Annotated in this window: 11 protein-coding genes; 9 read left to right on the top strand and 2 right to left on the bottom strand. The window is 62.8% G+C overall.

The annotated features are described in order from the left end of the window. Positions 1-56: 56 nt before the first annotated feature. Positions 57-734 carry a helix-turn-helix domain-containing protein gene (locus ATN37_RS13720; protein ID WP_003940889.1) on the bottom strand — a complete coding sequence of 226 codons (678 nt, stop codon included), beginning with the start codon at positions 732-734 and terminating at the stop codon, positions 57-59. A gap of 135 nt (positions 735-869) precedes the next feature. Between ATN37_RS13720 and ATN37_RS13715 the strand changes: the two genes are divergently transcribed. Continuing rightward, positions 870-1,706 (top strand): class I SAM-dependent methyltransferase, encoded by an 837-nt coding sequence (locus ATN37_RS13715; RefSeq protein ID WP_047270192.1) that lies wholly within the window; start codon positions 870-872, stop codon positions 1,704-1,706. Continuing rightward, positions 1,703-3,094: an FAD-binding oxidoreductase gene (locus ATN37_RS13710; RefSeq protein WP_208689691.1), complete on the top strand. Its 1,392-nt coding sequence runs from the start codon at positions 1,703-1,705 to the stop codon at positions 3,092-3,094. Before ATN37_RS13715 ends, ATN37_RS13710 begins: the two co-directional genes overlap by 4 nt. Before the next feature lie 9 nt (positions 3,095-3,103). Here ATN37_RS13710 and ATN37_RS13705 read toward each other — a convergent pair whose 3' ends face one another. Further along, entirely contained in the window at positions 3,104-4,303 is a 1,200-nt protein-coding gene (locus ATN37_RS13705; protein WP_003940952.1) for a serine/threonine-protein kinase, read from the bottom strand. A 227-nt stretch (positions 4,304-4,530) separates the two neighbouring features. On the opposite strand from ATN37_RS13705, the gene ATN37_RS13700 reads away from it, so the two are divergent. The 7 genes from ATN37_RS13700 (at position 4,531) to ATN37_RS13670 (ending at position 11,842) form a co-directional block, all read left to right on the top strand. Continuing rightward, complete coding sequence (locus tag ATN37_RS13700; protein ID WP_218695261.1) at positions 4,531-5,403, top strand: hypothetical protein; 873 nt, start codon at positions 4,531-4,533, stop codon at positions 5,401-5,403. After that, on the top strand, positions 5,400-6,953 hold the full coding sequence (locus ATN37_RS13695) for a DNA polymerase Y family protein (protein WP_003940966.1): 1,554 nt from the start codon (positions 5,400-5,402) through the stop codon (positions 6,951-6,953). The genes ATN37_RS13700 and ATN37_RS13695 overlap by 4 nt, the downstream gene beginning before the upstream one ends. A 165-nt stretch (positions 6,954-7,118) precedes the next feature. Further along, entirely contained in the window at positions 7,119-7,964 is an 846-nt protein-coding gene (locus ATN37_RS13690; RefSeq protein ID WP_054828055.1) for an alpha/beta hydrolase, read from the top strand. Beyond that, positions 7,951-8,706 (top strand): alpha/beta fold hydrolase, encoded by a 756-nt coding sequence (locus tag ATN37_RS13685; protein ID WP_030535116.1) that lies wholly within the window; start codon positions 7,951-7,953, stop codon positions 8,704-8,706. Before ATN37_RS13690 ends, ATN37_RS13685 begins: the two co-directional genes overlap by 14 nt. 67 nt (positions 8,707-8,773) lie before the next feature. Then, positions 8,774-9,115 (top strand): DUF6292 family protein, encoded by a 342-nt coding sequence (locus ATN37_RS13680; RefSeq protein WP_003940902.1) that lies wholly within the window; start codon positions 8,774-8,776, stop codon positions 9,113-9,115. A 45-nt stretch (positions 9,116-9,160) separates the two neighbouring features. Next, positions 9,161-10,798: a sulfatase-like hydrolase/transferase gene (locus ATN37_RS13675; protein ID WP_218695259.1), complete on the top strand. Its 1,638-nt coding sequence runs from the start codon at positions 9,161-9,163 to the stop codon at positions 10,796-10,798. Between the two features lie 87 nt (positions 10,799-10,885). Next, entirely contained in the window at positions 10,886-11,842 is a 957-nt protein-coding gene (locus ATN37_RS13670; RefSeq protein ID WP_217018641.1) for a R2-like ligand-binding oxidase, read from the top strand. Positions 11,843-11,844: the final 2 nt, after the last annotated feature.

Raw genomic sequence — 11,844 nt, 5'->3', positions numbered from 1 at the left:
GTGTCACGGTCTGCAACAGCTCTGTAACAGGACGGAACGGGGCTGGTGAGCGCGCGCTACGCGGGGCGCGGGATCGACGCGAAAGTCGACAGCTCGAACCACGATGGCAGGCTACGACGCAACGCAGTAGGCCCAGAAATGGTGACGTCACCGGACCGTATGGCGTCCGACCAGGTCAGGTTACCTCGCCAGATCTCGGTCATCTGTCGCAAGCCCGCAGAGACCGACACTGCAACGTCGAAACCCGGATCGATATCGCACATGTCCACCTCACCGGAATTGATGACGAGCCACCAGTTCCGCGAATGTCCACGTACTCCGGAGAATGCGAAGTGCACCACGGTCTTGCCTTCAGGCACCACGGAATGATCCACGCGGCGATGCATGTCCCACAGCAGCAGCTTCGGATCCAGATCTTCGTCGCCCAGTTCACCGATCCACCTGGTACCCCAGATGCCGAGAGCTTCGACCACAGGGCGCAGTTCGCGGCCGGCGTCGGTCAGACGATAGCTGACGACACAGTCGGTTTCTTCTCGCTCCACGATGCCGGCGACCGCGAGTTGGTGAAGCCGGGTCGAGAGCAGAGTCGGTGACATTCGCGGGAGCCCGCGGCGGAGATCGTTGAAATGTTCGCTTCCCATGATCAGTTCGCGGAGGAGAAGCAGTGTCCACCGCTCGTCGAGTAGCTCCATCGCCTTGGCGACGGGGCAGAACTGGTGGTACGAGGACCCCATCTCTCGATCGTAGGCCTCCGGGGTGCTCCGGTACAGATTTCGTACTGGAGAGGAGCGAACCGTCGTCGTAGCGTCGGAGTAACGGCATGAACGCTGTCGGGCTCCGAGTACGAAAATTATTGAAGGAGAACGGTAATGAGTGAATCAACGGGGACTCTCGGGTTGGACCGGGAGCTGAAGGCCAAGCACCGGGCAATGTGGGGGCTCGGTAACTATCCGGCGGTGGCGACGCAGGTCATCGCGGAACTCGGACCTGTATTGGTGCGTGAATGCGGCGTGCAGAAAGGAGATCGGGTGCTCGACGTCGCGGCGGGGTCCGGCAACGCCGCCATTCCGGCGGCTGCGCTGGGTGCGCAGGTGATCGCCACCGACCTGGCTCCCGAACTGTTCGTGGCAGGACGGGAGGCCGCGGCACTCGCGGGTGTCGAACTCGATTGGCAGGAGGCCGACGCCGAGGCTCTTCCGTTCGGCGACAACGAGTTCGACGTAGTGCTCTCGTGCGTCGGTGTGATGTTTGCCCCGCATCATCGGCGCGCCGCGGACGAACTTTTGCGAGTATGCCGACCCGGCGGAAAGATCGGAGTGCTGAGTTGGACTCCGACGGGGTTCATCGGCGAGATGTTCAAAACGATGAAGCCGTATGCACCGCCCCCGCCTCCTGGTTCGCAGCCGGCGCCTTTGTGGGGCGACGAGAACCATGTTCGTGATCTGCTCGGCGATGTTGCCGCAAGGAAAGACGTACTTCGTGTGGACACATTCAGCGGGCCGGAAGATTTCCGCGATTTCTTCAAGAAGAATTACGGCCCGACCATCGCGGTGTACCGGAACATCGCCGGCGATCCTGACCGCACACAGGCGCTCGATCGCGATCTGCTCGAGTTGGCAAAGAAGTACGGCAGCGGAAGCGAGCCGTTCGTGATGGAGTGGGAATACCTGCTTCTCACCGCGACACCCGACGAGGGCGGTGCATGATGACGACGGTCGAGTTCGCGCCACTGAAATCGGCGATCACGGGTTCTGTGTTCAGCCCCCGAGATCCGGAGTACGACGACGCCAGGTCGATCTGGAACGGGCAGATCGATCATCGTCCGGCGGTGATCGCCAGGTGCCGGTCGGCGTCGGATGTATCTGTGGCACTAGCATTTGCCAGAGCCCATTCGTTGGAGGTTTCGGTCAGAGGTGGTGGGCATTCCTACCGAGGTACCTCGGTGTGTGAAGGCGGTGTGATGATCGATCTCAGTGCGATCAACGTAGTCAGTGTCGCCCCGTCCGCGAAGCGAGCCAGGGTCGGTGGTGGTGCGACGATTGCCGACCTCGACGCCGCGACGCAGGAACACGGATTGGCAGTGACCGGTGGAGTGATCAGTGATACCGGCGTCGGTGGCCTGACCCTCGGCGGCGGCATGGGGTGGTTGACGCGCACGCTCGGCCTGGCGATCGACAATCTGGTGTCGGCAGAGGTGGTGCTCGCCGACGGTTCGATCGTGCGGGCCTCCGAGAACGATCACAGCGACTTGTTCTGGGCGCTGCGCGGCGGCGGCGGAAACTTCGGAGTGGTCACCGAGTTCGAGTACCGTCTGAGCGAGATCGGTCCGGAAGTGCATCTGGGACTGTTCTTCTGGGGGATGGAGGACGGACCCGCAGCGCTTCGTCTGTGCCGCGAAGTGGTGCCTGCCCTGCCGAGAAATGCCGGAGCGATGGTTGCCGTCGGTTTGTCCGCGCCTCCGGCACCGTTTGTTCCGGATCAGTTTCACCTGCTGCCCGGATACGCGTTGCTGGTAGCCGGTTTCGGATCGGAAGAGGAACACTCGAACGCGATTGCGCCGATTCGAGAGGGCGTGCCGACGCTGTTCGAGTTCGTCACCCCGCTCCCGTACATCGGTTTACAGTCGATGCTCGACGAATCGGAACCATGGGGTGCATACGCCTATGAGAAGGCCTTGGACCTGGTGAATTTCTCCGACGACGTGATCGATGTTCTGACCGAGCAAGCGGGCGAGAAATCGTCGCCGATGTCCTTCATGCCGATCTTTCCGCTGCAGGGAGCTTTCACCTCCGTCGGGGAGGACGACACTGCGTTCGGTGGTTCTCGCACACCACATTACGTGTGCAACATGACGGCTACGGCCACCGATGCCGGGACACTGGAATTGGATCGATCGTGGGTGCGTGAGACCTGGGAAGCCTTGCGTCCGTTCTCGTCCAATCAAGGCGGGTACGTCAACTTCATGACCGATGTCGACGAGGACCGAGTGCGAGCGTCCTACGGTGCGGCGAAGTACGCGCGATTGTCCGCCGTCAAGGCGAAGTACGACCCGGACAACGTGTTTCACCTCAACGCAAACATTCTGCCCGCGTAGAGCGTCCGGTCAGGCCGTGAACACCAGGATGACGACGATCAGTGCGGCCAAGATGATGACGGCAACCATGCCTGTCATGGCGAGGGGAGCCCAAGCCACTACCTTGTCGCGGGTGCTGGCATCGGCGGGGCCGGTCGGTATCCGCGGCGGCCAGGAGAACATGTCCATGGGGCTGGGAACGTTCCGCAGTGGCGTGTTCTGTTGCACTGCAGGCAGTCCGGTGATCGTGGAGCCGGTCAGGCGATTGCGGCGGTGTGGGTCGGCGAGTTGTGTGGTGCGGTGAGCCCACGCCGGCACGGCGCCTTCGGACGAGTAGACGGGAGCGTCGATCAACTGCTCGATCGTGCCACCGCCCGTCGCGGCTGCAGCGAGCGCGTCGCGTGCCTGAGCCATCGTCGGCCGACGGGTGGGGTCCGGCTCGAGGAGCTGAAGGAGAACGTCGGTGAGCGGTCCGGACTTGGTGGGTCGGTAGATCTCGGCCTTGGCGACACGATGCAGTAGAGCGATGGCGTCCGAGTCGATGCCGAAGGGCGGTTGACCCTCGATCACCGTGTAGAGCGTCGACCCGAGTGAGAAGACGTCACTGGCCTCGGTGGGATCGTCGCCGCGGGCAACTTCGGGTGCAAAGTACGCGGGAGTGCCGGTGATGACCTCGTCCTGGGTGTCGGATACGTCGCTCTTTGCGCGGGCGATGCCGAAGTCACTGATCTTGACGGTGCCGAGAGACTTGCCTCGGTCGGCGATCAGGATGTTGCCGGGCTTGATGTCGCGGTGGACGATGCCGGCGGCGTGCGCCTCGGTGAGTGCCGCAGCGATCTGCGCGCCGATCTGCGCGACCTCCAGCGGTGGCAACGTGTCGGCCAGGTTCATCGCCTGGGCGAGGCTGCGGGCGGGGAAGTACTCCATGACCAACCACGGTTCACCGGACTCGATCGCGACGTCGTACATGGCGATGGAGTGGGGGTGGGTGAGCTTTGCGGCGTTCCTGCCTTCGCGCAATGTACGTTCACGGACCTCTTCGGCCGTTTCGGTGTCGAGGCCTTCCGTGCTTGTGACCTGTTTCACCGCGACGTCACGGCTGAGGAGGGTGTCGCGGGCCAGCCAGACGGCGCCCATGCCTCCGTCGCCGATCTTGGAGCGGAGTCGGTACCGCCCCGCCAGCAGGTATTCGGGCCCGATGCCCCTCCCGGTCTGCTCCTGAGCTGTCACATCTCAAGGTTAATGGATTGATGCCACTGTGACGCTCGAGGCTCCTGTGAACTGGGTTTTTTGCTCTGCTTGACGTGTCGGGGGTGACACGGTTTACTGAAAACAGTTCGAAAATATGTTCGAAATTGCTGTTCGTTGGATGCATGTCAGACCCGACTTCCCCGCGGTTTGCCGGCTGGTTATGGATTGCTGCCGAGTGAGTTTTTCCGGTGTTCCGGAGGATGGGGATGACCGAGGTGACCGAGTTGGAGCTGTCGGCAGATGCGGCGGGGTTGTCCCGTCAGGATCGGCTGGCACAGCTCCGCCGACAGATCGCGTCCATTCCCTCTCGCGGCGATACGTCGTTTTCGGGACCGAGTGTTTCCGTGGCTGGTGTTTCCGGGACAAGTGCAGCAGCCTTCGAGAGTGTTGCCGACCGGGAAATGCCGGTCGTGGACCGCGCGCACAAGGCTGGTGTTCTCCCAGTGCCGGAAGGTATCGGGGCATTGCTACCGCAGGGCGGTTTGGTGCGCGGAACCGTGGTGTCCGTCGAGGGCGCTGCTTCCTTGCTCTTGGGATTGGTCGCGTCGGTGACGGCGTCCGGGGGGCATGTGGCAGTCATCGGGCAACCTCGACTGGGATTGCTGGCGGCGTACGAGATGGGTGCGCAACTGGAACGTCTGGCGCTCATTCCGGCGCCTGGGCCGGATCCGGTCGAGATCGCTGCTGTGCTGCTCGACGGTATGGATCTGGTGATTCTGGGATTGGCGGGTGCGTCGGTATCCCCGTCGCGTGCGCGAGCGGTGGTGGCGCGCGCCCGGAGCAAGGGCTCGACTCTTGTTGTCACCGAAGGTCACTGGGACGGGGCCGAAGTTCGGTTGGACGCTCGGGTTCATGGTTACGGTGGGTTCGGTCAGGGCCGTGAGTTGGGGCGTGGTCGGCTCAGTTCCCTGAGCCTCGCGGTTCGTGCTCGGGGGCGCTCGTTCCAGCCCCGGACCACGCGTCTGGACATCTGTAGTGCAGCCGGGCGGGTCGAGTGGGTACCTTCCCGGCCGGTCGAGGCCGTGTCGGAGCAGGTGGTGTCGGAGCAGGTGGTGTCGTCGCGGGTGGTGTCACTGTGAGCAGAGTTCTGGCGTTGTGGTGCCCGGACTGGCCGGCGGTGGCAGCGGCAGCGCTTGCCGATCTTCCTGCCACGCATCCTGTCGCGGTCACCTCGGGTAATCGGGTGATCGCATGTTCGGCGACGGCCCGCGCGGAGGGAGTGCGACGAGGCCTGCGCCGACGCGAGTCGCAGGCCCGCTGCCCGGAACTGTATGTGGCGATGGCAGATCCGGAACGCGACGCCAGATTGTTCGAGCCGGTCGCCGCGGCCATCGATGCGGTGGCACCGGGCGTCGAGGTACTTCGTCCTGGTTTGTTGGTGCTCAGTGCGCGAGGTGTCAGTCGGTACTTCGGTTCGGAGGAAGCCGCGGCGGAACGATTGGTGGATCAGGCATCTGCTGCGGGCGTCGAGAGTCAGGTGGGTGTGGCGGATCAACTGTCCACAGCGGTCATTGCCGCGCGCCGGGCAGCGCTGGTGCCGCCGGGGGAGGGGGCACGGTTTCTGGCGCCGCTACCCATGCCGGAGTTGGCGGCCGAGCCCAGTCTGTCTGCGCCGCATCGCGGGGAGTTGGTGGATCTGCTGCGCAGGCTCGGGATCAGAACCATCGGTGCTTTCGCGGATTTACCGGCAGTGGACGTCGCTTCGCGTTTCGGGGCCGATGCGGTGCTCGCGCATCGTGCGGCGCGCGGTGAACCCGAGCGGCCACCGTCGGCGCGGACGCTTCCGCCGGATCTGGAAGTGGAGCAGCATTACGATCCGTCGATCGAGCGGGTGGATGCCGCAGCGTTTGCCGGGCGCGCCTTGGCGAGTCTCCTGCACGACAAATTGTCGGCTGCCGCAGTGGCGTGTACCCGCCTGTCGATTTCGGCCAGCACGGGCAACGGTGAAAATCTTTCTCGGACTTGGCGTTGCGCCGAACCTCTGACACCGGAGGGAACGGCCGATCGAGTGCGATGGCAACTGGACGGCTGGCTCACCGGGCGCAGTGAGACCCGGCCGACCGCAGGCATAGCGGTGTTGCGTCTGGAACCGGTGGAGGTGGTCAGTGCCGGCGCTTTGCAGTTGGGGCTGTGGGGCGGTGTCGGCGACGAGGAGGAGCGGGCCAGGCGAGCATTGGTGCGCGTGCAAGGTCTTCTGGGCGGCGAATCGGTTCAGGTCGGTGTCCTGAGCGGTGGTCGAGGGCCCTCGGAGCGAATTACCCTGTTGCCCTTGGGTGACGAGCGGGTAGCTGCTCATGATCCGACAGCCCCGTGGCCTGGTCGTCTGCCGCAGCCGTCTCCGGGGTCGATCTTCGTCGACAATCCCAAGGTATGGCTGGAGGATGTAGCCGGCAACGCCGTGTACGTCACTGAGCGCGGTGTCTTCAGCTCGCAGCCGGGAAGGCTGAAGTGGGGGAGCAAGGAATGGGCAGTGCAGGGATGGGCCGGGCCCTGGCCGGTGGACGAGCGATGGTGGGACGCAGCCTCGGCGCGCACGGCCGCGCGGGCTCAGGTGCTGTTGGAGGAATCGCGGGCGTTGCTGATGATCTGTGAAGGCGGTGGATGGTCGGTGGAGGGCGTGTACGAATGAGCTCGTAGGTACAGCCAGCTGTACCGGACATGGTCGAGTCGACTGTACGAACAGTAGGGGCGCTGGCGCCATCGCACTGACGCCATCGGGCGCCTAGCGTTGATGACATTCAAAAACTCACTGTTGCAATGATTCTCGTCGTTGCAACTCTTCGCGAGGAGTGTCATGAAAACGGCGGGTCGAGCTGACGTTTCCGGAACCGATCGACTTCACTACGAGTCGATGGAGCTACGCGACGCACAACTTCTGGCGTACGACGAGACCGGCGAAGGCCGGATCGTGGAGGTGTTCGGCGATGTCGCCACAGCCGAGCACATCATGATCTTCGTGCCGGGCAACGACAACGGACTGGGAAACTACTTCGACGAGAACCGTCCGACAGGACCACGCGCGAGCGGATGGACACTGGGAAGGATGCTCCGAACGCTCGGGCCGAACGACCGCGTCGCGGTGATCGTGTGGGTCGGTTATCGGACGCCGTGGGGATTTCTCGAGTCGTTCTCCCGGACACTTGCAGAACTTGGTGCGATAGATCTGGCGCGGTTGACTCGTATCCTGCCGCGATCGGCGCATGTGACGCTCGTCGGACACAGCTACGGGGCCGTGGTGTGCGGACTCGCTCTCCCGTCGGCGCGAGTGGACGATTGCGTGGTGCTGGGTAGTCCGGGGATGGGGACCAGTTCGCGCGAAGACCTGTGCTTTGCCGGAAATCTCTGGGCTGCGCTTGGTCCGTCGGACTGGATCCGCTATTTCCCACGCGTCAAGATCGGCCGCATCGGCCACGGCCCGTCTCCAGTTCGGGCGCAGCACGGAGCCATTGTTTTCGGTACCGGAGCCGTTCGAGGGCATTGCGGCTACTTCGCCGATGCAAGCGAGTCGCTGCGAAACATCGCGAGGATCGGACTCGGTCGCTACGACGAGGTCACGCGACCAGGGGAGTTGCAGCCTCGGCTGACCGCGTCAGCAATCCGCGAGGACGGGTCTATCCTGGGAACTCGTGAGTGTCGCTAACGTACGAAGTGCCGGCGGGGTCCAGATCAGCTACCGCGATTCCGGCTCGCATCCCAGTGTGGCCGATCTGCCTCCGGTAGTCCTCGTGCACGGGATGGGCGGCGACAGCGGTACCTGGGACAAGTTCGCGCGGACCTTGCGATCACGCAACCGGCGAGTTGTCTCGGTCGACCTTCGCGGCCACGGCCGGAGCGCTCGTGCGTCGTCGTATCTGTTCGAGGAGTTCGCGGACGACGTCATGGACGTGTGTGATCATCTCGAACTCGAGCAGGTGGATCTGGTCGGCCACTCGCTCGGCGGGCACGCGGCGTCGTTGATCGCGCAGAAACGTCCCACTGCGGTGCGGAAGTTGGTCATCGAGGAAGCGCCGTTACCATTACGCGCGGGTGACCCGGAACAGGTGTTCGCGAGGAAATTGCCGAGTGTCCCAGAACTGTGGCACGCCACAACAAGTTTGGTGCGGCATCCGCGAGCCGCGTTGACGTTCGATCGCTCGATGACGCGGTCCGCGCTCGAGCAGTTCCGCCGACCGGATCCGCAGTGGTGGGATCGGTTGCCGCTCATCGAGGCTGACATGTTGTTCCTGCGTGGAGGTCTGGGCGGGATGGTGGATCCTGTTCGCCTCGACGCTGTTGCAGCCACCGTCGCACGCTGCGAATTGGTCTCTTTCCGTACCGGCCACAGTGTCCACCGCGACGGTCATCGCCAATTCGAATCCGTTGTGTTGCCGTTCATTTCCTGAAAGCGCAATACTCGATCGGTGATGCCACGAACCCATCCGAAACGTGTGTGGCACCGAATGTACTTCCATGCATACCAACGGCAACGACTGGTCCGCACACGAATACATCGACGCGGTAGCACGGTCCGTTCACGGTGAGACCGTCCGATGGCCGCAGGGGCCGAGCATGGATGCGGTGATCGTCCTTCCCGTTCATGCCAGGCACCATCCGGGGAAGAACGCAGTTCTGCTCTGGAATCACGACTTCGGTTGGTCGTGGGGTGTCGAGGAGGCTGATGTGCGAAGGACGATTTCGATAGTCGACACCCTCGGTATCGGCCGGACACCGGATCCGCTGCGCTGTGCGGATCGGGTTATCGAACTGATCAGCGCACGGGCAGTTTGCTCGCGCATGTGTAGCGAAGAGTGATTCGGTCAACTCTGGGGCGACAACGCCTCCGAGAGGACGACGCCCGTGAACCCAGACAACGTTCCAGCCCCGCATTGTCATTCATTGCCGCGCCGGACGTTCCTCGGTGGCGTCGGTGCCCTTGTCCTCGCGGGAGTGGCAGACGTCGCGGCCGGCGCGGTGAGCGCGGCGCCGGTACAAGCAGCACCCGCCGATCGGTTTCCGCAGAAACCCAACATCGTTGTCATCGTCACCGATCAGGAACGCCGGCCGATGTACTGGCCCCAAGGCTGGGCTGAACAGAATCTGCCCAACCGCAAGAGGATTGCCGATCACGGGCTGAGTTTCGACCAGGCAGTGTGCAACACCGCGATGTGCTCGCCCAGTCGCAGTACGTTCTTCACCGGCCTCTACCCCGCGCAGCACGGGGTCACCAGAACGCTCACCGAAGGTGGCACTGTCTCACCCACCGAGCCACAGTTGCAGGTCTCCGAACAGAACATGGCAAAGCTGCTGGCGTCGGCCGGCTACAACGTCCAGTACCGGGGGAAATGGCATCTGAGCAAAGGCGTCGAGGGTGGTGATCCGACAAGCGAGGACGTGGCAGGATTCGGCTTCGAGGGGTGGATTCCGCCGGACGCGGGCCAGGACACCAATCCGGATCATTTCGGTGGCGGGTGCGCAGACCATGATCGCCGTGTCGCCGAGGAAGCTGTCGAGTTTCTCTCCGGACCCGCAGTCGCATCCGGACAGCCTTGGGCGCTGATCGTCTCGTTCGTGAACCCGCACGATGTCCTCGCGTACCCCCAGACGTGGAACGCGATGAACGGCACGTGCGACAACTACGGATCGGACGCGCCGGGCGCCTTCGAGCAGGGTATCGACTTGCCGCCCACCTTCGACGAGATCCTGGCGCTCAATCACAAACCGACAGCCCAGGTTCAGTCGGAACTGCTGTTGGCAGCCGGGCTCGGGCCGCTGCTCGGACCCGATCAGGCGCGTAACTACATCAACTTCTACGCCTATATGCACAAGGTGGTCGACGAACACATCGGCAGCGTGCTCGACGCGATCGAAGCCACTCCACAGATGCTCGACGACACGGTGATCGTTCGGATGTCCGATCACGGGGAGATGGGGATGAGCCACGGAGGTTTGCGGCAGAAAGTGTTCAACGCCTACGAGGAAACACTGCGCGTTCCACTGGTCATCAGCAACCCCTTGCTGTTTCCCGAACCCGTTCGCACCGACGCCCTGGCGTCGTTGATCGACGTGATGCCCACTCTCGCCACACTCGCCCAAGTGCCTGCGCGTCAATCGTGGAACTTCCTGGGTACCGATCTGACACCGGTCATCGTCGACGCTGCGGCGTATCCGAAAAGTCCCAGCGCGCAGGTTCAGGACACGATTCTGTTCACCTACGACGATCAGAACTGTGCGACGCCCGACGGTCAGAACATCGTCACGCAGCCCAACCACATTCGGTGCATACGCGAGAGCCGCTGGAAGTACACGATGTACTTCGATCCTGCGGGAGTTGCTGCGCCGCAATACGAACTGTACGACTTACAAGCCGACCCCTTGGAACTGAACAATCTCGCCAATCCGCTCAACATCGGTTCGTATCGGCCGGATCTGGCAGCTCAGATGAACGCCAAGCTCTTCGCAGTGATGGAGACCAAGGGTGTTTCCCTGAAGGAATAGATCGAATTTCGTCAAAACTGATTCACGTTTCAGTTCTGCGGGCATGCTGGTGGGGCATCTGTCTTCGGTTCGGGAAGAAGGAATGTCATGACTGTCACCTCGCCGGGGCGAGAAGGTTTCAGTTCTCTTCGGTCGGGAGGGTTGAACTGGGATTCGTTCCCACTCCGATTGTTCACCAAGGGAAACGCCAAATTCTGGAACCCAACCGACCTCGATTTTTCGCAGGATGCCCGTGACTGGCAGGAGCTGACCAGCGAACAACAGCGCAGCGCCACCTTCCTGTGTGCGCAGTTCATCGCCGGTGAAGAAGCCGTCACCGAAGACATTCAACCGTTCATGAAAGCAATGTCGACCGAGGGACGATTCGGCGACGAGATGTACTTGACGCAGTTCTGTTTCGAGGAAGCCAAGCACACCCAGGTGTTTCGGCTGTGGATGGACGAAGTGGGATTGACCAGTGACCTGCATTCCTACGTCGCTGACAATCCGTACTACCGGCAACTGTTCTACGAGGAGCTGCCGTCGTCGCTACGCATTCTCGAGACGGACCCCAGCCCGGTCAACCAGGTGCGTGCCAGCGTCACGTACAACCACGTCATCGAGGGCAGTCTGGCGCTGACGGGTTACTACGCCTGGCAGAAAGTTTGTGCGACGCGCGGAATCCTCCCTGGCATGCAGCAATTGGTGCGAAAGATCGGTGACGACGAACGACGGCACATGGCTTGGGGGACGTTCACCTGCCGAAGGCACGTCGCCGCCGACGATCACAACTGGGACGTCGTCCAGCAGCGGATGGGTGAACTCATGCCCACGGCCCTCGGAATGATCAACTGGGTCAACGATCAATTCGAGGTGCAGCCGTTCGGTTTGGACAATCAGGAGTTCCTCGAGTATGCCGCAGACCGTGCACAGCGCCGACTTTCGGCGATCGAGTCTGCACGCGGGCGCGACGTCGCCGAGATCGACCTCGACTATTCGCCGGAGACCCTCGAGGAAAAGTTCGGGGCAGAAGATGCCGCTGCGATGAGTGAGGCGGCCAAATGACT

Origin of the sequence: Rhodococcus sp. MH15, assembly GCF_019266045.1 — a bacterium.
GTDB classification, from domain to species: Bacteria; Actinomycetota; Actinomycetes; order Mycobacteriales; family Mycobacteriaceae; genus Rhodococcus_F; species Rhodococcus_F qingshengii.
This window is presented reverse-complemented; position numbering and strand designations above follow the sequence as displayed.

Coding starts and splice junctions, on each gene's coding strand:
- ATN37_RS13720 (WP_003940889.1), bottom strand. CDS start 734: ATGGGGTCCTCGTACCACCAGTTCTGCCCCGTCGCCAAGGCGATGGAG.
- ATN37_RS13715 (WP_047270192.1), top strand. CDS start 870: ATGAGTGAATCAACGGGGACTCTCGGGTTGGACCGGGAGCTGAAGGCC.
- ATN37_RS13710 (WP_208689691.1), top strand. CDS start 1,703: ATGATGACGACGGTCGAGTTCGCGCCACTGAAATCGGCGATCACGGGT.
- ATN37_RS13700 (WP_218695261.1), top strand. CDS start 4,531: ATGACCGAGGTGACCGAGTTGGAGCTGTCGGCAGATGCGGCGGGGTTG.
- ATN37_RS13690 (WP_054828055.1), top strand. CDS start 7,119: ATGAAAACGGCGGGTCGAGCTGACGTTTCCGGAACCGATCGACTTCAC.
- ATN37_RS13680 (WP_003940902.1), top strand. CDS start 8,774: ATGCATACCAACGGCAACGACTGGTCCGCACACGAATACATCGACGCG.
- ATN37_RS13670 (WP_217018641.1), top strand. CDS start 10,886: ATGACTGTCACCTCGCCGGGGCGAGAAGGTTTCAGTTCTCTTCGGTCG.